The sequence below is a fragment of the Hydrogenophaga sp. genome (assembly GCF_031426985.1).
Lineage (GTDB): Bacteria > Pseudomonadota > Gammaproteobacteria > Burkholderiales > Burkholderiaceae_C > Hydrogenophaga.
On the sequence record NZ_JASJOY010000043.1, the window covers coordinates 100,879 to 120,435 of the forward strand.

The 19,557-nt window shown below is 65.5% G+C and carries 15 protein-coding genes; 5 read left to right on the forward strand and 10 right to left on the reverse strand.

The window, feature by feature from the left end; all coding sequences use genetic code 11:
• Positions 1–23 precede the first annotated feature (23 nt).
• The 8 genes from RMP09_RS05995 to RMP09_RS06030 form a co-directional block, all read right to left on the reverse strand.
• Positions 24–635 (reverse strand): hypothetical protein, encoded by a 612-nt coding sequence (locus RMP09_RS05995; RefSeq protein ID WP_310565091.1) that lies wholly within the window; start codon positions 633–635, stop codon positions 24–26.
• Between the two features lie 186 nt (positions 636–821).
• Positions 822–3,608: an XrtA/PEP-CTERM system TPR-repeat protein PrsT gene (gene prsT / locus RMP09_RS06000; RefSeq protein WP_310565092.1), complete on the reverse strand. Its 2,787-nt coding sequence runs from the start codon at positions 3,606–3,608 to the stop codon at positions 822–824.
• 16 nt (positions 3,609–3,624) lie between these two features.
• On the reverse strand, positions 3,625–4,986 hold the full coding sequence (gene prsR / locus RMP09_RS06005) for a PEP-CTERM-box response regulator transcription factor (protein WP_310565093.1): 1,362 nt from the start codon (positions 4,984–4,986) through the stop codon (positions 3,625–3,627).
• The gene (prsK, locus tag RMP09_RS06010) at positions 4,983–7,076 is read right to left on the reverse strand and encodes an XrtA/PEP-CTERM system histidine kinase PrsK (RefSeq protein ID WP_310565094.1); all 2,094 of its coding nucleotides are present in this window, start codon (positions 7,074–7,076) and stop codon (positions 4,983–4,985) included. Before prsK ends, prsR begins: the two co-directional genes overlap by 4 nt.
• A gap of 24 nt (positions 7,077–7,100) precedes the next feature.
• Positions 7,101–8,495, reverse strand: a complete 1,395-nt coding sequence (locus RMP09_RS06015; protein ID WP_310565095.1) for a TIGR03013 family XrtA/PEP-CTERM system glycosyltransferase — start codon at positions 8,493–8,495, stop codon at positions 7,101–7,103.
• Positions 8,496–8,580: 85 nt separating this feature from the next.
• Positions 8,581–10,566, reverse strand: coding sequence for a hypothetical protein (locus tag RMP09_RS06020; RefSeq protein ID WP_310565096.1), 1,986 nt, complete (start codon positions 10,564–10,566; stop codon positions 8,581–8,583).
• Positions 10,545–11,750 carry a pyridoxal-dependent decarboxylase, exosortase A system-associated gene (locus RMP09_RS06025; RefSeq protein ID WP_310565097.1) on the reverse strand — a complete coding sequence of 402 codons (1,206 nt, stop codon included), beginning with the start codon at positions 11,748–11,750 and terminating at the stop codon, positions 10,545–10,547. The genes RMP09_RS06020 and RMP09_RS06025 overlap by 22 nt, the downstream gene beginning before the upstream one ends.
• Positions 11,737–13,389 (reverse strand): acyl-CoA ligase (AMP-forming), exosortase A system-associated, encoded by a 1,653-nt coding sequence (locus tag RMP09_RS06030; RefSeq protein ID WP_310565098.1) that lies wholly within the window; start codon positions 13,387–13,389, stop codon positions 11,737–11,739. Before RMP09_RS06030 ends, RMP09_RS06025 begins: the two co-directional genes overlap by 14 nt.
• 73 nt (positions 13,390–13,462) lie before the next feature.
• On the opposite strand from RMP09_RS06030, the gene RMP09_RS06035 reads away from it, so the two are divergent.
• The 3 genes from RMP09_RS06035 to RMP09_RS06045 are packed head-to-tail and all read left to right on the forward strand — an operon-like array spanning position 13,463 to position 15,446.
• Entirely contained in the window at positions 13,463–13,723 is a 261-nt protein-coding gene (locus RMP09_RS06035; RefSeq protein ID WP_310565099.1) for an acyl carrier protein, read from the forward strand.
• Positions 13,720–14,559 (forward strand): hydrolase 2, exosortase A system-associated, encoded by an 840-nt coding sequence (locus RMP09_RS06040; protein ID WP_310565100.1) that lies wholly within the window; start codon positions 13,720–13,722, stop codon positions 14,557–14,559. The genes RMP09_RS06035 and RMP09_RS06040 overlap by 4 nt, the downstream gene beginning before the upstream one ends.
• 53 nt (positions 14,560–14,612) lie before the next feature.
• The gene (locus tag RMP09_RS06045; RefSeq protein WP_310565101.1) at positions 14,613–15,446 is read left to right on the forward strand and encodes a hydrolase 1, exosortase A system-associated; all 834 of its coding nucleotides are present in this window, start codon (positions 14,613–14,615) and stop codon (positions 15,444–15,446) included.
• A gap of 88 nt (positions 15,447–15,534) precedes the next feature.
• On the opposite strand, the gene RMP09_RS06050 is transcribed toward RMP09_RS06045, so the two are convergent.
• Positions 15,535–16,608 carry a PEP-CTERM sorting domain-containing protein gene (locus tag RMP09_RS06050; protein WP_310565102.1) on the reverse strand — a complete coding sequence of 358 codons (1,074 nt, stop codon included), beginning with the start codon at positions 16,606–16,608 and terminating at the stop codon, positions 15,535–15,537.
• A gap of 81 nt (positions 16,609–16,689) precedes the next feature.
• Positions 16,690–17,472: a PEP-CTERM sorting domain-containing protein gene (locus RMP09_RS06055; protein WP_310565103.1), complete on the reverse strand. Its 783-nt coding sequence runs from the start codon at positions 17,470–17,472 to the stop codon at positions 16,690–16,692.
• A 264-nt stretch (positions 17,473–17,736) separates the two neighbouring features.
• On the opposite strand from RMP09_RS06055, the gene RMP09_RS06060 reads away from it, so the two are divergent.
• Both RMP09_RS06060 and RMP09_RS06065 read left to right on the forward strand, forming a co-directional pair.
• Positions 17,737–18,609, forward strand: coding sequence for a ThiF family adenylyltransferase (locus RMP09_RS06060; protein ID WP_310565104.1), 873 nt, complete (start codon positions 17,737–17,739; stop codon positions 18,607–18,609).
• Positions 18,610–18,694: 85 nt separating this feature from the next.
• Positions 18,695–19,546: an outer membrane lipoprotein-sorting protein gene (locus RMP09_RS06065; RefSeq protein ID WP_310565105.1), complete on the forward strand. Its 852-nt coding sequence runs from the start codon at positions 18,695–18,697 to the stop codon at positions 19,544–19,546.
• Positions 19,547–19,557 lie beyond the last annotated feature (11 nt).

Consider the following 19,557-nt stretch of genomic DNA (forward strand, 5'->3'; position numbering starts at 1 on the left):
TGGCGACGCGCAATCGACCGGCATCAGCCAAGGACGAAGTCAAAATACGCCACCCATCGGGCCAGGGTCCAGGTTTCGCCCGCAACAGGACTCCAAGTGCCGCCGCTGTTCCAGATGTTCTTGCAGTCATCCGCCGAGAGAAGAGCCGTCGAAGGGTAGACCCTTGCGGTCAGATACGCAGCCGTCACGTGACGCGCCAGCGCGACGTCGCCACCACCACCGGTCATGTCGAACACCTGTTGAAGGCTCTTGTTCGAGAAGGTCCCCCCCGGGTTTCGGGTGAACCCAGTCGGGCTGGCAGGGCTGTAGATCGAAAGAAATTTTGTCGTGACCTTGAAGTTGGAGGGCACCAGTCCTGTGTTGTGCTCCTTCCAGTAGCCGTGCGAGAAGCATCGGTAGTCGGTGTTGATCCGAGGCGATTGGCTCGCGTTCGGATTGGTGATCGCAGCCGCCCCCAATGAGGCAAACGTCGACGGCTTGACGCAGTACGCGGTCCCGGTCCCGGCCAGCACACTGTTGCTCTTGAGCGCCACGACCACCGGTGCCGCTGACAACCCAGCGCGCATGAGCCGACGCCGCGATACACCACCGCCACTGCCTTGATGCTGCTCGTGTTTTGAGAGGTCTTCACTCATGATCGTCTACCTGTGTCTGTTTCGTTGATGCGTTTGCACCGAGGAACAATGATTTCCCGGGTGTACCAAGCAAGATTCCTGCCTGAGAACCCGGGCATCCCAGTGGGTTGATTTGAAACAGAAAATTTCAGCCGCTCTTGACTTCAGGCATGACCAAGACAAAAGTGGCAATTTTCCCGACACTCTTCACCCCGCATCCTTGAGCAGGCGCTGCACTTCTGCCTGACCCGAAAACTTGTCCCCCATGGCGCTGAGTTCGTCCAGCAACTTGCGCGCCGCAGCCTTGTCACCCGCCTTGATCTGCATTTTCGCCAAGTTCAGTTTGAACACGGGCGCGTCGGGCTTGAGTTCCAGCACTTTCTTTTGCAGGTCGATCGCCTTGGCATGCTCGCCCTTGGCCGACAGCAGCATGGCCAGGGTATCCATGAAGGCGGGCTGCTTGGGTGCGACGGCATTGGCCTTTTCGGCCAGCGCAATGGCGTCGCCACGCCCTTGCTGCCCCGCCAGCCAGGCCAGGTTGTTCAGGGCCAACGCATTGTTCGGTTGTTGGGCGATCACGCGCTCGTAAAGAGCAGAAGCCACCGGCAGTTGCCCCGCCGCAATGGCGCGGTCGCCCTGGTACATGGCCATGGCCACGTCTTTGGGGTGACCTTTGCTCCATTCGGCCGCCCAGCGTTCTGCGTCGGCCGTCTTGCCGCTGGCGATCAGTGCCGCATGCAGCTTGATGGCGATCTCGGGCGAGGCCGCGAGCTTGAGACCGGCGCGGTAGGCGGTCACGGCGGCGTCCCACTGCTTGCCAGCAGCCTGGATGTCGCCTTCCAGCGAGAAACCGATCGCTTCTTTCGGGCGCTGCTTCTGCACCGTCTTGCTGATCGTCAGGGCCTGCTCGGGCTGCCGGTTCTGCAACGCCAGTTCGGCCAGTGCGCGTTGTGCGGGCAAGAAGTCCGGCTGGATATCCAGGGCCTTGCTCAAGCTCTGCATGGCGGCCTTGGGGTCCTTGTTGGCGGCCTGGGCACCGGCCATGAGCATGAAGGGCGCAGGCGATTTCGGCACCAGTGAAGCCAGCTTGTTGAAGCTGGCGATCGCCTGGTTGTGCTCGCCACTGGCGGCCTGCGCCCGCCCGAGCGCCGCCACCACATCGGCCGACTCGGGCAGGGCCGCCACCGCCGACTGCGCGGCCGACAGCGCGGCCGCATGGGCCTTGCGCCGCAAGTGGTGCTCCACCAGCATGACGCGCGGACGGGCCTCGGTCGGGGCGGCCTGCACCGCCTGCTCGATGGCCTGCACCACCTTGTCCGCCGGGGCGCCGGTGCGTTGGCGCACGTCGGCCAGGGCCAGCCAGGCCTGGGCGTTTTTGGGCGATCGCTGGGTCAGCGCTTCCAGCCGTTTGATGGCGGTGTCGGGCTGCTTGTCGGCCAGATCCAGCGTGGCCAGACCGGCCACCGCCGCGAGGTATTCGCCATCGACCGCCACCGACTCATCGAACGCCTTGCGTGCACCCGCCCGGTCGCCTTTGAGCATCAGCGCCAGGCCGCGCAGGTGCTTGGGCATCGGGTCCTGGGCGCGCTTTTTCTCCAGGTTGCCGATGGCGGTGAGCGCCTTGTCAAACTCCCGCCGCTGCATGTGGGCGTTGATCAGCGCCATGTCGGCCACGATGCCACTGTCCTGCGCCGAAATGTCGTTGAGCTCGCTGAGCGCCAGGTCCGTCTGGCCCATCTGGAACTGGCTCAGCGCGAGCGATGTGCGCTTGCCCGGGTCTTTCGGGTCGGCCGCGGCGGCGCGCTTGAAATACGCCTGCGCCTGGGCGAAGTCGCCCTTGGCCATGTAGGCCCGACCGGCAACCGACAACATGCCGGTGTCGGCGTCCGTGGTCTCAGGCTTGAGACCATCGGGCAACGCGGCAATGGCCTGGTCCACCTGACCCGCCCGCAGGTGCGCCAGCACCAGGGAACGCCGCGCCAGATGCAGGCCGGGTGCGGCCTGCAGGGCCTTGCTCAGCAAGGTTTGCGCCTGGACCACAGAGCCGACCTGCAACTCGATCACACCGGCAATCTCGTTGGCCGTCGGGCTGTCGGGCGTGCGCTTGAGCAGCTCTTGCACCTTCTCTTTGGCGAGCTTGAAGTCCTTTTTCTGCACGGCCAACTGCGTTTGCAGGTACAGCGTGACCGGATGCTTCGGCGCCAGGGCCACCAGTTTGTCCAGCGCCTGCGCAGCCTCGTCGGCCTTGCCCTCGGCCATCAACATGCGCACCAGTGCCGCGTGGCCGTCCAGGAACTTGGGCGCCGCTTCGACCGCCGCGCGGTAGGCGGCCAGGGCCTCGTCGCGCTGCCTCACGCCATAGAGCAGCACGTCACCGCGCAACTTGTGCGCCTCGGCGTTCTTGGGTTCCCGCCGGATCAGCTGGTCGAGTTCCACCACCGCTTCGTTGAACTGGCGGTCGGCAGCCTTCAGGCGCGCGCGCTCGATCAACGCAGGCGCGTATTCGGGCTGCAGTTGCAGCGCGGCCTCCAGCCGCTGGCGGAAGTTCTCCACCTTGCCTTCGGCGCGCCAGGCCACGGCCAGCGAGGTCAGCAGTGCGGCCTGCGCCTGGGGCGATTCCAGGCGCACCTGATCGAAGGCTTCCGTGACCTTGCGGGCCTGGCCCTGAGCCAGCCAGGCACGGGCGAGCAGCGGCGAAACCTCATCGGGTTTGTGGTTCTGCTCGCGCGCCTTGCGCAGTTCGGCCTCGGCCCCCACAGCGTCCCCCTGGGCCAGCAACGCCTGACCGAGCAGCAGGCGCGCCTCGGGCAGGTTGCTCTGTTCCTGCAACGCGTTCTTGAGCTCGATGATCGCGGTCGCGTTGTCGTTCTTCTGCAGGTTCTCGCGAGCCGAGGCGATGAGTGCCTGCGGGTCCTGGCTGCTGCAGGCGCCCAGCGCACTGGCCAGCAACAGCGTCGCCGAAAGGCGGGTCAGGGATGGGTTCAAGCGCTTCATGGGGTTCTCTCCGGCCTCACTTAAGGCCCAGTCGGTGCATCACGTCGTACAGCGTCGGGCGGCTGACGCCCAGCATTTCAGCGGCCTTGAGCACATTGCCGTTGGACCGCGCCAGCGCGGCAATCACCGCTTTTTTCTCGGCTTCGTCGCGCACGGTCCGCAAGTCGAGAACGGCCTCTTCGCTGGCGGCAGCAGAGGTCGGCAGCCCCAGGTCGTCGGCGGTGATCTGGCTGCCGTCGGCCATGATGGCCGAACGCTTGAGGCAGTTCTCCAGTTCGCGGATATTGCCGGGCCAACCGTGGGCTTCGATGGCCCGCAGCGCGTCGGGCGCCAGGCTCAGGCTGCGGCGGTTCTGCTCCTGCGCAAAGCGGCGCGTGAAGGCATGCGCCAGCAGCGCCGAATCACCGATTCGCCCCCGCAGCGGCGGGATGTTGACGACGATCTCGGCCAGGCGGTAGTAGAGGTCTTCGCGGAATTTGCCTTCGCTGATGAGCCTACGCAGGTCCTGGTGGGTGGCGCAGACGATGCGCACATCGACGGGGATTTCCTGCCGCCCGCCCAGGCGCTCGATCACCCGCTCCTGCAGAAAGCGCAACAGCTTGGCCTGCAGCGCCATGGGCAGGTCGCCGATTTCGTCGAGCATCAGCGTGCCGCCATGGGCCGTCTCGATCTTGCCCAGCGTGGTCTTGGCCGCACCGGTGAACGCGCCCTTCTCGTAGCCGAACAGCTCACTTTCCAGCAGGTTTTCGGGGATGGCTGCGCAGTTGATGGCGACAAAACGCGCGGACTTGCGATTGGATGCCTGATGCAGACCGCGCGCCAGCACCTCTTTGCCGGTGCCGCTCTCGCCCAGCAGCAGCACCGTCGCGCCACTGTTGGCCACCTTTTCAATGGTGCGGCAGATGCGCAGCATCTCGGGGTCGCGCGTGATCAGGCCGGCCAGCGCGTCGGGCTGGCGCATGGCCTGCAGGCGCCGGTTCTCGGTCTGCAATTCGTGCAGCCGCAGCGCGCGCTGCACCGTCAGCGCCAGGATCTCAGGCTCGAACGGCTTGGCCAGAAAGTCGTAGGCCCCCATGGCCACGGCCCGCAATGCGTTGTCCTGCGCGTTCTGACCGGTCAGCACGATGACCTTGGTGTCGGGTGCGGCGGCGAGCATCTGCTCAAGCAGCGCAAAGCCTTCGGCGCTGCCGTCGGCGTCGGGCGGCAACCCCAGGTCCATGGTGACCACGGGTGGGTTGTGGCGGCGCAACTGATTGAGCGCCGATTCGCGGTCGTCGGCGGCGACGCTCTCGAACTGGTCCAAGGACCATTTGATCTGTTTTTGCAGGGCCAGATCGTCTTCGACGATCAGCAGCTGAGCGGCTTTTTCCGAACTCATGCTTCTTCCAGGGTTTGCAGGTCGGAGCGGCTGAAGCTCTCGATCAGCGGCAGCAGCAAGGTCACCACGGTGCCCTCGCCCTCCCGGCTGTGGACATCGACTTTGCCGCCCAGTTCCTGCACGTATTGAAAACTCTCGTAGGCACCAATGCCCATGCCCGTGTTTTTGGTGGTTTCGAAGGGCTTGAACAGACGGTCGCGCATGAACGCCTCCGACATGCCGTGTCCATTGTCACCCACTTCAACTCGCGCATGACTGCCCATCCGGTCGATCTTGAGCCACACCCGCTGCTCGGGCGTTGTCGCATCCAGCGCGTTGTTCACCAGATGCCCGATCACGCGTTCCATGCGTTCGGCATGGCCCCGTGTGGCCACCGGCTGGGTGGAGGCCACATCCAGCTGGCGGCCACGGCGCTGCACCGAGGCCTCCAGCGTGTGGGCAATGCGCGCGAGGTCAACACCGACCGCCGCACCCACGGGCGTCGCGCCTTCGCGCAGCTGAAGCATGAGCTGGCGCATGCGCTCCAGCGAGTTTTCCACCGTCATGATCATGTCCGCCTGAAACTCCGGGTTGTGCGCCAGCCGCTGGGCGTTTTTCATCATGAGCGAGAGCTGGGTCACGATGTTTTTGAGGTCGTGCACGACAAAGGCCGACATCCGGCTGAACGCTTCAAACTTTCGGGCTTCGAGCAAGGCTTCGGTGGCCTGCATCTGGGCCAGATAGCTCGCGGCCTGGCGGCCGGCGGTCTTGAGCAGATCGGTGACTTCCCAGTTCACGTCCATGCGCGTCCGCGGGCTCGCCAGCAGCGCGAAACCCAGCAGCTCCTGGCCCAGCCACAAAGGCACCAGCAGCCAGGCCTGCGGCTGCGCCTGCAGCCAGGCGGGCAACACCAGGTGCTCGTACATCTGCGGCTTGCGGCGGTATTCCTCCAGGTTCACCACCCAGCCGGTGCGGCGCATGAAATCCAGCAAGGCCGAGTCCGCCGGTTCTTCGTCGGCCGTCCGGGCGAGGTTCCAGCTGGCGGTGTTGCGCAGCTTTTTTTCCTCGGGTCGGTGCATCCACAGCGCGCCGGCCGGGCTTTCCAGCATGTCGGCCAGCCCCCGGATCACCCGCGGCCCCACATCCTGGGGATCGGACGCGGCCGACAGGGTCTGTGTGAAACGCAGCCATTCTTCGCGGTAGTCGTAGCGGTAGCGCAGAAAGTGCTTGCCCAGCCAGACGCGCAGGCGGGCGCGCAACGACCGGGACCAGGCCACCGCGGCCAGCAGCACCAGCGCCAGGAACACCAGCGCCAGCTGGATGCCACGCCCCCAGTCGCCACCGAAGTAGCGCACGTAATAGCCCACGCCCGAAATGAAGAGCAGGTAGGCGCCGACGATCAGCAGGCTGGCCGAATGGAAGATCACCCGCTGCGACACCCGGATCTTGCCGATCCAGTTGCGGTGCCGCGTGCTCGAGAGCAGCAGCAGCGGCATCAGCGCGGCATGGACCAGGCCGCGGATGCTCAGGGCGTCGCCGTCCATGCCACCGAACAGCACCGCCTGCGAGAACAGGTACAGATCAAAAACGAAACTGCCCGCCAGCCCCACGCAGATCGGCTTGGCGTTCCACTGCGCGTCTTCCGGCAGATTGCGAAACAACTGCTCCACCAGCACCAGGCCCAGCACCGACAGCAGCATCAACATCAGAAACACCAGGCCCAGACCGGCACCGCTTTCGCGGCCACTGAGCAGCAGCGCCGCAAAGCCCAGCACCGGCACGGCGTAGGCCAGCGGGCCGATCCATCCCAAACCGACCGCGTCGTCCTGCCCCTGGCGGATCAGGCGCACCAGAAACACGAACCACGCGCCGTAGCGCGCCATGTCCAGCAAAAGGGTCCAGAACCACCAGCCGCCGCCAGCGTCCAGCGCCAGCCAGCCGCTGCCGGCCCACAGCGCCGTCAGCACCACCGCGGTCAGCACCGCCAGCCCCGTGCGGTTGACCGGGCGCCGCAAGTGGCCACGCCCGAGCAGATACACCGCCAGCCCGCCGTAGGCCAGCAATGCCAGACCAAAACCCCAGCGCGTCAGTGGCAAAGCCAGTTCGTTCATGCGCGGGGCCTCAGCATGGCTCGCTCACTGCGCGCCCTTGCCCGTGAGCACGACGCCCACGGTCTGGAACAGGATGACGAGGTCCAGGAACAGCGAATGGTTCTTGACGTAGTACAGGTCGTATTGCAGCTTCTCGACGGTGTCTTCCTTGGACGAACCGTACTGGTAGCTGACCTGCGCCCAACCGGTCACACCGGGCTTGACGCTGTGCCGCACGGCATAAAACGGGATCTCCTGGGTGAGCTGCTCGACGAAATACGGCCGCTCCGGGCGCGGCCCCACCATGCTCATGGTGCCCACCAACACGCTGAACAGCTGCGGCAACTCATCGATGCGCAGCTTGCGAATGATGCGCCCCACGCGCGTGATGCGGCTGTCACCCGCCGTGGCCCAGCGGGGCACACCGTCCTTTTCCGCGTCGGTGCGCATGCTGCGGAACTTGACAACATTGAACACCGCCCCGAACAGGCCGACACGTTCTTGCCGGTACAGCACGGGTCCCGGGCTCTCCAGCTTGATGGCCAGCGCCGCCAGCAGCATCAGCGGTGAACTGAGGATGATCAGCACCAGCGCGGAAAAGATGTCGAACACCCGCTTGGTGCCGGTGCGCCAGAAGCCCTGGTTGAAGCCATCGCCAAAGATGAGGAAACCGGCCGACATGGCGTCCAGGCGGATCTGGCCGGCGTTCTGCTCGAAATAGGTTGCGACGTCGATCACGCGCACACCCGAGAGCTTGCAGTCCAGCAGCTCGCGCATGGGCATGCTGCCGCCGCGCCGCTCCGACAGCGCCACCACGATTTCATTGATGCGCTGGCCGCACACCAGCGCCTGCAGGCTCTGCAGCGGTTCCAGCACATCCCGCTGCGGCACCAGGTGCTCCCGCTCGTTGGGGCTGGCAAAGAAACCCACCAGCTCGGTGTGCGCGCCCGGCCGGCGCATCCGCTGGCCCACCGCCTGCGCGCGGCTGCCGGTGCCATAGATCAAGGCCCGGTTGCGCGGCACGGCGCGCGGCAACAGAGCCGCCCCCAGCACCTGGTAGAGCAACAGCAAAGAGGTGGCCAGCATCACGATCACCACCGCCCAGCTGCGGCCGTAGAACGCCGGCAAGGGCAGGAACAGCAGCACCGCGATCACCACCACGCCCATCACCAAAAACGACACCAGTGCCCGCGCCCAGACCTGGGTGGCACTGAAGAAACTGCCACTGTCGTAGAAGCCCAGTGTGGCATTGACCACCAGGAAGCTCATCCCCATGAGCACACCACGGACCAACCCCTTGAGCAGTTGCTCGCTGCTGACCGCATCCACCCCCGTCACGGCCAGCAGCGTGATCAGGAACGCCAGCGTGATGACCGCCAGGTCCAGAAACAGCTGCAGCAGCGTCCCGCGATGGAAGAAATGATTAAAAACCTTGATCAAAACCTTCCCCTGACCGCCTCCGACAAGCTGAGCAGCTGTCGGAACATCTGACACTGAGAATAGCGCGCAATCTATAGCATTACAATCAGTTACGGTGCTGTGTCCGTCGATTTGTCCACAGACCCAGGACCATCACCAGGGTCATCAAGGCCAGCAGCAACACCCTGGGCACCTCGCTGATGCTGATCAGCGCACCCACCGACAGGAAGCCGAGCGCTGCCGCACCGTAGGCCCAGGCCAGCGAGTCGCGCGCCGCCAACCCGCGGCCAACACCGACCATGGCCGCAGACGCGAGCGCAGCCAGCAGCAGCCACCCCATCAAGCCCAGTTCCAGCAGCAGGTCCAGGTACAGGTTGTCGATGTGCCAGGGCTGGTAATAGGCCTGCGCTGCCGGCATCCAGTGGCTCAGCCCAGCTGAAAAGTCGGTGTTCTGCAACCGTTGCCGCCCGTGCGCATCCCACAACTGCACCGACAGCAGCTGGCTGCGTTGCCCGGCTTGGGTGGCGTGCAGGGTCAGCATCGCCGGAAACGCCCCGCCATTGGCCAGAGAGCTGGCCGCATGCACCGGCAGCGGGTGGCCGCGCAGGCGAAGGCTGAGCCAACCGCCACGGTTTGGGTCCCCTGGGGGCACGGCGCCGTGCGCCCACTGGCAGCGCAGGCTGTGGATCAGGTGACGCTGACACACCGACACCAGCACCAGGGCCCCGGCAGGGCCGGCCAGTCGAAGCTTCACCGTGTAGCCCTCGGGGTCGCGCAGGAGCACCTGCTGCGCCACCCCGAACTGAAGCGCCAGTTCGTCGCGGCTGTCGGGGCCGCTGAGCGCCAGCACACCACGGCCCTGCGCATCTCGCTGCCAGGCGGCACGGCCGGACAGTTCACTTTCCATGCCCAGCGCGCGGTATTGGGCGGTGAAGCGCCCCATCCCCAGCCCCCACCACCAACCTACCCGGTCTGACGCGGGGGACTGCAACAAACCGACACCTCGCTGCCAGTGCGCCCAGCGGCCCAGCAGGTCTTTGCTGGTTTGCTCCAGGCGATCGCCCAGAAACGCACCGGCTCCGATCACGATGCCCCCCTGAACGATCAGGCCGATCAGGGTCACCATCACCACACGGCGCCGACCAGGCCCATGACCGTCGTGCGGCAGGTGGAAGACCCGCGTGGCCAGGGCCCAAGCCAGCAGCACGATCACAAACGCCCCCACCACCCCGCGCGAGTACGTGGTCAGCAACACATAGATCGTCAGCCACAGCAGCCCCAGCGCCAGCCACCAGCGGCTGCGGGTGGGCGCCATCCACACGGCCCACAGTGCCAGGGGCGCGGCCAGCGCCAGGTACGCATCGATGGCACCACCGCCGACGTGCATCTCCCAGAAAGCCGCGCTGGTGCGGTAACCCGAGACGAAATCCAGCAGCCCGACCTGCGATTCACGCTCCCACAACACCAGCCCGCCCACCAGCGCCAGACCAGCCACCATGCCGCGCACAAAGGCCAGGCCCGACGCCTGCCGATCTGCAGCAACTGCGCGCCAGGCCAGCGGCGCCAGCAGCAGCGCCCAGACGAAGGACTTGGCCACCCGCACGCTGTTCCAGGCCGACAGGTGGTCGGCATACAGCCCTTGCAGCAGCGCATCCCGCCAGTCGGTGTGCGGCGGCAGCGGCGGTGCGTCCAGCCAGCCGCGCCAGAACGCCTGCAGCACGCACAGGGCCAGCCCAAGGCCTGCCCAGCCCCACCACCGCGGGACGGCACCGGGAGTGATCGCCGGTGCGGCCCAGGCCATGCGTGCGTACCCACCGGCCAGCACCGCCATCACGAACAGGTCGGATTCGTCGACCAGCCACCAGCCGGTCCAGGGGAAAAAGTTCAGCACGGGCAGCAGCGCCGGCAGCCAGAACAGCCAGCACGCGGGCCGCCAGGCGGTGACCGTGGCCACCAGCCAGACACCCGCCAACGCGCCCAGCGGGGCTACCGGGTGCTGCGCCGCCAGCCAGAGGGTGGCGCACAGGGCGGATGCGGCGAGCAGTGCCGCGCCGGCGCGCGTGAGCCCTGTCAGACCAGCACTTCCGCGCAAGGCGGGTGCCCCAGAAAAGCCTGCGGGCTGGCACTGGCCCCGTAGGCGCCCGACTGGAACACCACCACCCAGTCCCCCGGCTGCGCCACCGGCAGCTCCACCCGCTCGGCCAGCAGGTCCAACGGGGTGCACAGCGGACCGACGATGCTCACCACCTCACGCTCGGCTGTGCCCATGCGGTTGCCAATGGCCACCGGGTAATTGCGGCGGATCACCTGGCCAAAGTTGCCACTGGCGGCCAGGTGGTGGTGCAGGCCCCCGTCGGTGATCAGAAACACCTGCCCGCGCGAAACCTTGCGGTCCAGCACCTGCGCCACGTACACGCCCGCTTCCCCCACCAGATAGCGCCCCAGCTCGACCTGCAGGCGCGCACCGGGCAGCGCCCGGCCCACCCGGTCCTGAACCGTGGCCAGCGCTGCCGTGACCGGCGCCAGGTCCAGCGCCTGCTCGTTCGAAAAATAGGGAATGCCCCAGCCACCGCCCAGGTTCAGGTGTCGCACCGGCGCGGGCGCATCGGCGCTCAGGCGCAGCAGCAACTCGCCGGTGGCCAGCGTGGCCTGCGCCAGCAATTCGCCTTTGAGCATCTGCGAACCTGCGTAGAGGTGGAAGCCCTCGAACTGCTGCCCAGCCGTCGCAATGGCCCGCAGCAGCGCCGGCACCTGCTCGGTGTCCACACCAAAGGGCTTGGCGCCACCGCCCATGCGCATGCCCGCACCGCGCAACTCGAAGTCCGGGTTCACGCGCACCGCCACGCGGGCGGGCCGGCCGTGCCGGGCACTGGCCTCGGCCAACAAAGGCAGCTCGCGGAACGACTCCACGTTCACCAGCACGCCGGCGGCCACAGCAGCGTCCAGCTCGCTGGCGCGCTTGCCCGGCCCGGCGAAGCTGATGGCGCCCGGTGCCATGCCCGCCGCCAACGCGCGCTGCATCTCACCGGCCGATGCCACGTCCAGCCCATCCACCATCGGTGCCATGAACGCCAGCAACTCGGGCATGGGGTTGGCCTTGATGGCGTAGTGCAGGTCCACGCCGCTGGGCAGTGCCGCACGCACCTCGGCCACCCGGTGGGCGATGCGCTGGCGGTCGTAGGCGTAAAACGGCGTCTGACCTACTTCGGCCACCAGCGCCGACAAGCGCCGACCGCCGACCACCAGGTCGCCACCCTCGACATCAAAGCCCTGCATGCTCAGCCTTCCATCGCTGGCGGTCCAGCTTGCCATTGGGGTTGCGCGGCAGGGGCTGGGCCACCCAGTGCACCACCGCCGGCACCATGTAGGCGGGCAGCTGCGCACGGCAATGTGCCAGCAGGGCCGCGGTGTCGCGAGCGGCATCGCCACTGGCCGTGGCCGACGCCACCGCCGCCACGTGGATCGCCTGGCCCAGGGCATCGTGCTCCATGCCCACCGCCAGCGACTCCTGCACCAGCCCGCTGGCGAACACGGCCTCCTCCACCTCGGTCGGGCTCACCCGGTAGCCCGAGGTCTTGATCATCTCGTCGCGCCGGCCCACAAAGTACAGGTAACCCTCGGCGTCCCGGCGCACCGTGTCACCTGAAAACACTGCGATCTCGGGCGCTGGCCGCTCATGTCCTCCCGCCTGGAAGTGCGAGGGCAGCGGCCTGAAGCGCTGCGCCGTGTCTTCCGGTCGCCGCCAGTAGCCCTGCGCCACCAACGGGCCGCGGTGCACCAGTTCGCCAGGTTCGTCCACGGCGCATTCACCGCCGTCTTCGCGCAGCACCAGCACCTGCACATTGGGGATCGCGCGGCCGATCGAATCGGGCCGGCGGTCCACCTCCCCTGGCGGCAGATAGGTCGATCGAAACGCCTCGGTCAGCCCATACATCAGGAACGGCGCGGCCTGTGGCGCCTTGGCGCGCAACACGTCCAGCGTCGCCCGTGGCATGCGCCCGCCCGTGTTGGCCCAGTAGCGCAGGCGTGCCGTCGCCTCGGGCGGCCACGCCAGTGCGGCCAGCTGCATGTACAGCGGCGGGACCGCGGTCAGCCCGGTCACGCCCTCGCGCGCCATGGCCAGCAGCACATCGCGCGGCATCAGGTAATTCAGCAGCACCACCCGCGCGCCCACCAGGAACGCCGTGGTCAGCTGGCTGAATCCCGCGTCAAACGACAGCGGCAGCGCCGCCAGCAGCACGTCGTCCCGGTGATTGCCCAGGTAGCCCGCCACACTCGCCGCCCCGGCAATCAGGTTGCGGTGCGACAGCACCACGCCCTTGGGCCGCCCAGTGCTGCCGGAGGTATAGAAGATGGCCGCGGTGTCGGTTTCCAGCCTGGGCGGCGGCGTCCAGGCCAGCGCACTCTCGCTCACCGACGCAGGCCAGCCATGCACTGTCCAGTGCCCATCACCCCCATCGCGGTCGTCGTCCAGCTCGGCATCCACCAGCACCACCTGGGCCAGCCCCGGACAGCCGGGCAACACCGGTGCCAAGGCCCCCAGCCTGGCGACAGACGTCACCAGCACCCGGGCGCCACTGTCCTGCAGCACATGCGCCACCTGTGCCGACTTGAGCACCGGGTTCACCGGCACCAGCACGCCCCCCGCCGCGGTGGCGGCAAAGCTCGCCACCACGGTCTCTATCCGTTTGTCCAGGTACACCGCCACCCGATCTCCCGGGGTCAGCCCGTGGCGCAACAAGGCCCGTGCGAACAACTCGATCTGGGCTTGCACCTCTGCATAGGAACAGCGACGCCCCTCCGACACCAGGGCCAGCGCCTCTGGCCAGCAGGCCGCCGCCCGTGCGGGCAAATCGTGCAGCAGCGTCGGCGGCCAAGCCGTTCGTCCGCTGGTCACAGGGTTCGGTTGGGACATGCACGGCATGGTAAGCGAAGGTTTCCGGGCGGAGGATGCGGGGGCGAGGCGTCCGTCCCTAGAATCAGGTCCCATGAACCACCTGCCCGACGTGCTCCGCGTGCTCGACGACGCCCTGCAACTGCAGGGGCGCAGCACCAGCTTCAACGCCAACACCCCGCTGCTGGGTGCCCTGCCCGAACTCGACTCCATGGCCGTGCTGGCCGTGGTCAGCGGACTCGAAGCGCACTTCGGCATCGCCTTCAGCGACGAGCAACTCTCCGGCACCAGCTTTGCCACCGTTGGCAGCCTGTGCGAATTGGTGGCCGAGAGCCTGGACGGCACCGCCACATGACGCACGCAGGCCCGGACGCCCTGCCCCAGGCCTTTTTTCTGCTGGTCGACCCCGGCCAGCGCTTCTGCCTCTTCCACGCGCCGCAAGGGCCCGTGCTCAAGTCCCGCGTGCTGTATCTGCACCCCTTTGCCGAGGAAATGCACGCGTCACGCCGCGTGGTCGCCCAGCAATGCCGCGCCCTGGCCGCCGACGGGCACGCCGTGCTGCAGATCGACCTGCTCGGCTGCGGCGACAGCAGCGGCGACTTTGGCGACGCCACCTGGTCAGCCTGGGTGCAAGACGCCATGCTCGCTCTGCAGTGGTTGAACGAACACACCGCAGAAGCACCCACCTGGCTCTGGGGCCTGCGCGCCGGCGCCCTGCTGGCCTGCAACACGACCCAGGCCTGGCACGCGCAGCACCCGGCTGATCAGTTGAACCTGCTGCTGTGGCAACCGGTGGCCAGCGGCCAGCAACAACTGCAACAGTTTCTGCGCCTGCACGCGGCTGCCCAGTGGCTGGGCCGCGGCGCCATGGGCGAGCCGCCCGAACAACGGCTCGCGGCGGGCCAGCATGCGCACATCGCCGGCTACAGCCTCGCCCCCACGATGGCGGCAGAACTGGGGCCGGCCAGGCTGGAAATTCCAGAGGGTCCGGGTCAGGTTGTCGTCATCGACGCCGGCGCAGCATCACCGGCCCACCTCAGCCCCTGGATCGCCCGCCAGCAAGCGCAATGGCAAGCCATCGGCTGGCAAGTCGACGCGCAGGCGGTGACGGTCACACCGTTCTGGCAGAACGTCGTGGAATCCAGCCTGGACACCGCCCTGGACAAGGCCACCCGAGAGGCCCTGGCATGAGCATTCACCGGCTTGAGCAAACCATCACCATCCAGGGGGCGTTGCCCCCGCCCATGCTGGGGGTGTTGCACTCACCCCATACAGTCCCCTCGGGCCTCGGTGTCGTCATCGTCAATGGCGGGGCCCAGTACCGGGCGGGTGCGCACCGACTGTTTGTCCAGCTCGCTCGCCAAATGGCCGAGCAAGGCCATGCGGTGCTGCGTTTTGACTTTCCGGGGCAGGGAGACAGCCCGGGCGACTCGGTGGGTTTCGAGGAGACGGCACCGCACATTGGCGCGGCCATCGACGCACTGCACCACCACTGCCCTGCGCTGGAACAGACGGCGCTGCTGGGCCTGTGCGATGGTGCGTCGGCCAGCTTGCTGTACCTGCACGCCACCAACGATCCGCGCGTCACCCACCTCGCGCTGCTCAACCCCTGGGCTCGAAGCGAGCTGGTTCAGGCCCGCACCCAGATCCGACACTACTACCGTCAACGCCTGTTCATGCCCGATTTCTGGCGAAAACTGATGGCCGGCGGCGTGGGCTTGCGTGCCGTGCGCGAACTGCTGGGCACCATGACGCGATCACGTCGAAGCGAGCCGGCGAGCAGCGGCAACTTTCAAGGGCGCATGGCCCAGGCCTGGAAACGCTTCCCAGGCGCCCTGCTGCTGTTGATCTGCGACAAGGATCTGACGGGCCTGGAATTCATCCAGACCGCCATGGAAGCAGCCGAATGGAAAGGCGCCCTTCAACACCCTGGCCTGACCCACCACGTTGTGCAGCAGGCTGACCACACATTCTCGTCAGCGGCCGCCACGCAGGACCTCAACGCGCTGATCAGGCTCTGGGTGAAGAAAACTCTGTCAGAGAAACCGCCACTGCCGGGCGACACCCCTGCCGCGTGACGAATCCGACGCTCAGAATCTGACTCTGAAAATGGAAAAGCCGCGCTGGTGAGGCACGGCTTTTGGATCCAACCACCACCACAACCCCTCAAGTTGCGCGGCGCCTCCGCACGAGTGCCAAACCACCCAGTGCCAGACCAATCAATGCCAACGATGCAGGCTCCGGCACTTCATTGGGCGGCGTGCCCACCCGCTTGGTCAAATAGATTTCCTCACTGGCCCCTCCATCTGCAGCGATCTTGAACTGGCCCCAGAAAAGATTGCCATTCTCGTCGTATTGGGTCAGATCCATCGTCGGCGCATAGGCGATGAATTCCGGCGCGCCACTGCCACGGCTATTCGTGATCAAACACCAGTCCTGGCCCAGAGCTGTTCCCGTACAGCCAGAACCAGGAATATAAACCGGCACATTCTTCGGTGCGAGCACCATGTCCGGATCCTGAGTCAAGGTGTCATCGATCGAGTAGAGCCCATCAAAGGTGTTATCAAAAGCCCAAACAGCTTCTGGAATTGGATCGCCTGCCGCCGTCGTCAGATACACCTGCCCGCCAAAATACAGATTGGGTACCGTTGTCCCCCCCTGAGGATCGGCCAAATCGAAGTAGAACACGGGGATGCTGGACGGCGAAAGCCACTGCACCACCTCCTCAACCGTCAGAACCGGATCGTCAGGGTCGGGACCTGAATCCCCCGTGTCGGTGCCGGCATCCCCTCCCCATGTACGCACATAGATCGGGTCGGTGGTGTTGGAGCTCGTGGCATCCGGGAACGGATCCGGGTTATTGAGGACACCAGAGCCACCAGCCTTGATCAGTACACCAATATCGAGCTGCCCCGAGCCCGAGACCAACTTGCTCCAGTCACCGTATTCGAGAATAGGCAGCAAGTTGGACTTCGCTTGAACAGTTTCCAGCGCCTCAATGGAATAGGAGAGGAATTCGTCGTGGTAACTGGCGACATAGGTTCCCCCCAAGCCCCCCGTTACAGTCCCAGTCAGACACTGCAGGTTATTCAAGCCGCCACTCAGGAGCGCCTGTATGTCCGCACCGCAGGGCTCTACGTTGGGCAAGATTAGCGCGGCATTTGCTGCGCCTGAGGAAGTCAATGCAAAGGCCAAGCCGACTTTTGCAATCACTGCTTTAAAGTTGCGGTTGTTGTCCATGGAACACCTCACCAAAAAAGCATAAAAAAAGGGTGAAGGATGCAGTACATCACTCCACCCCGACTAAGAATCGCGAAAAACTCAGACTTGTTTCTTGTTGCGGCGGGCAAGGCCCAGACCTGCAAGACCCAAGCCCAGCAAAGCCAATGCGCCTGGCTCAGGCACTGTGGTCGAATCACCGCTCACCGAGATTCCGCCAGAGTGCGTGTAAACAGTGCCATCGGCACCGACAATAGGTGTCCGGCGCGGAGCAAAAGTGGAAGTAAACAACAAATCAGAGTCCCCGATTTGGCCATCAGTGTCAAAGTACGCTGCAGCGATACCGCCAACCACGTCCATATAACCGCTACCTTCGCCCGCGATCGCCCCCAACCCTGCGGTACTCGGATTGGTCAGCGTCCCCACCAGTGTTTCCCCCAGGATATAACCAAGGGACGCAAAAGCAGAAGTGTTGCCGGCCAAGCTCAACCACAGCAGTCCGTCACCAGCTGAGCCAGGTGTCGTCGTAGCGTAATCGGGCGTGCTGTCAACATAGATGTTCAGGACGCCGCCGGTGAACTGAAACGCTTCACCCAAAGTACCGGTCAGCGAATTCACAAGCGTGTAACCGGAAAATGTGTAGGTCAGTTCGCAACCACTACAAAAGGTCGAAGAGTCATTCACCTCAGTGATGCTGCCGTAGCCTTGAATGGTGTCACCTGCGACAACGGCCACTTTCTCGTTTACGGTGCCCACAGAGATGAAATCTGCACCGTAATCCGGATCCCAAGTCACCCCAGAAACGGTGACTGGTGCTGCGTGAGCCGACCCCGCAACCAGCGCTGCGGCTGCCGCGATCGACCCGAAAACTTTCTTGACTTTCATGGAGTACTCCTTGAGTGTTGAGGCCGTCGAATGAAAGATTGCACCGGCTTGGCGAACTTCAAAGCAGACTCTGTGCCAGCATAGAAAACATCAAGAAATACAAGTACATGCTGGTTTCGAGCCCACCCATCGCGAGCTCACTGATAAAAAACTCGACACTTCGTTGATCCCACTGGCCCACCGTGATGGCTGTTGGACTGGGCATGCTCTTCGCCGGAGGCTCCAGGTCGATAATGAAGTGGGATTCATCCTTGAGGACGTGACATGACCGATTTCAACCACCTCGACGCCTTCAGCCGCAACATCGGCGTCGTCAGCACCACCGAACATGAGCGCCTGCGCAACGCCACGGTGGCCATCGCCGGCATGGGTGGTGTCGGGGGGGACTACCTGATCAGTCTGATCCGTGCTGGCGTCGGCGGCTTTCATCTGGCGGAATTCGACGAATTCGAAATCCACAACTTCAACCGCCAGTACGGGGCCAACACGCAGACCATCGGCCGGCGCAAGCTGGATGTGATGGTGGAGATGGCGCTGGCCATCAACCCGGACCTGCGAATCAAGACCTTTCCCGAGGGCGTCTCGCCGGCCAACGTGAACGCATTCCTGGATGGCGTGGACCTGGCCATCGACGCGATGGACGTCTTTGCGGTGGACATGCACCCGCTGCTGGTCAATGCGGCCTCGGCCAAAGGGCTGACGACGATCGCCGCCGTGCCGCTGGGCCTGGGTTCGGGCATCCTGGCCTTTGGCCCCAAAGGCATGAGCTATGCAGACTATTTCGCCATCACCCCCGAGATGAGCGAAGACGAAAAGGTCATCCAGTTCGCGCTGGGCTTTGCGCCCGAGATGTTCCACCTGAAATATCTGGACCCCGCCTCCATCAACCTCAAGGCGCGCAAGGGGCCCAGTTCCGTCGCGGGCTGCAAGCTGTGTTCGGGCTTCATCACCACGCTGGCGCTGCTGGCGCTGCTGCACCCTGAGGAACTGCAATACGTGCCTTGGTACACCTACATGGATGCGCGGTTGAACAAGTACCGCCACCGGCGGTTGTGGATGGGCAACCGCAACCCGATCCAGCGACTCAAGAGCTTTGTGGCCAAGCAGCGGCTGGCCAAACAGGCAGCGGCGAACTGAGGCAGGACCGCGCAGGCGACAAAAAGGGCCTGCGTTAGACTGCCGCCGCGGTCATGGAACACATGACCACACCTGCGGAGCCCACATGAACCGGACGCCCTTCAACCCCATGCCCACCCCTTCGGTCGCGCCCCGCCGCACCCTGTTGCAAGGGGGGCTGGTCGTGCTGACGGCTTCGGCCTGGCCCCGGTGGGCCAGAGCGGCAGACGATGGTCTGGCATTGGCCCGGCGGGTGCACGAACGCCCCGACGGACAGGACGTCACGTCGGTGGTGACGATGACGCTGAGCCAGGAAGGCTCGAACCCGCGCGAGCGCAAGATGCTGGTGTACCGCGCCAATGATGCCAAGGGCGTCGTGTCGACGCTGATCCGTTTCACCGCCCCCGCCGACATCCAGGGCACCGGGCTGTTGACTGTGGACGCCTCAGATGGCGGCACCGACCAATGGATCTACCTGCCAGCCATGCAGCGGGTGCGGCGCGTCGACGCCAACCGCCAGGGTGGGCGCTTCGTCAATTCCGACTACTACTTCGAAGACCTCAAGGATCGCAAGCCCGCGGCCGACACGCATCGAGTCGTTGGCCGCGAAAAGGTGGGCGACGTGCTTTGCGATGTGCTGGAGAGCGTGCCGGTGCAGGCGGACAACTCGGTGTATCTCAAGCGCCTGAGCTGGATCGACCCCAAGAGTTTGCTGCCACTGCGCCTGGACTTCTTCGAAAAACGGGCCGACCAGCCCAGCAAGCGGCTGCTGATCACGCGGCGCGAGCAGGTGCAGGGCTACTGGACGGTGCTGGACAGCACGCTGAGCGATCTGGAAACGCGACACCAGACACGGCTGCAGGTGGACAAGGCGCTGTACGACCGACGGCTGCCGGCGAGCCTGTTCACCTCGCGCGCGCTGGCCGATGAGCGCCAGGAGCGCGAAGTCCGCCCCTGAACACACGATCA

What these genes read in the sequence shown, in the direction of transcription:
- RMP09_RS06025 (WP_310565097.1), bottom strand. Translation starts at nt 11,750, where the DNA reads ATGCAGGGCTTTGATGTCGAGGGTGGCGACCTGGTGGTCGGCGGTCGG.
- RMP09_RS06030 (WP_310565098.1), bottom strand. Translation starts at nt 13,389, where the DNA reads ATGTCCCAACCGAACCCTGTGACCAGCGGACGAACGGCTTGGCCGCCG.
- RMP09_RS06045 (WP_310565101.1), top strand. Translation starts at nt 14,613, where the DNA reads ATGCTGGGGGTGTTGCACTCACCCCATACAGTCCCCTCGGGCCTCGGT.
- RMP09_RS05995 (WP_310565091.1), bottom strand. Translation starts at nt 635, where the DNA reads ATGAGTGAAGACCTCTCAAAACACGAGCAGCATCAAGGCAGTGGCGGT.
- RMP09_RS06035 (WP_310565099.1), top strand. Translation starts at nt 13,463, where the DNA reads ATGAACCACCTGCCCGACGTGCTCCGCGTGCTCGACGACGCCCTGCAA.
- RMP09_RS06050 (WP_310565102.1), bottom strand. Translation starts at nt 16,608, where the DNA reads ATGGACAACAACCGCAACTTTAAAGCAGTGATTGCAAAAGTCGGCTTG.
- prsK (WP_310565094.1), bottom strand. Translation starts at nt 7,076, where the DNA reads ATGAACGAACTGGCTTTGCCACTGACGCGCTGGGGTTTTGGTCTGGCA.
- RMP09_RS06065 (WP_310565105.1), top strand. Translation starts at nt 18,695, where the DNA reads ATGAACCGGACGCCCTTCAACCCCATGCCCACCCCTTCGGTCGCGCCC.
- prsR (WP_310565093.1), bottom strand. Translation starts at nt 4,986, where the DNA reads ATGAGTTCGGAAAAAGCCGCTCAGCTGCTGATCGTCGAAGACGATCTG.
- prsT (WP_310565092.1), bottom strand. Translation starts at nt 3,608, where the DNA reads ATGAAGCGCTTGAACCCATCCCTGACCCGCCTTTCGGCGACGCTGTTG.
- RMP09_RS06060 (WP_310565104.1), top strand. Translation starts at nt 17,737, where the DNA reads ATGACCGATTTCAACCACCTCGACGCCTTCAGCCGCAACATCGGCGTC.
- RMP09_RS06055 (WP_310565103.1), bottom strand. Translation starts at nt 17,472, where the DNA reads ATGAAAGTCAAGAAAGTTTTCGGGTCGATCGCGGCAGCCGCAGCGCTG.
- RMP09_RS06040 (WP_310565100.1), top strand. Translation starts at nt 13,720, where the DNA reads ATGACGCACGCAGGCCCGGACGCCCTGCCCCAGGCCTTTTTTCTGCTG.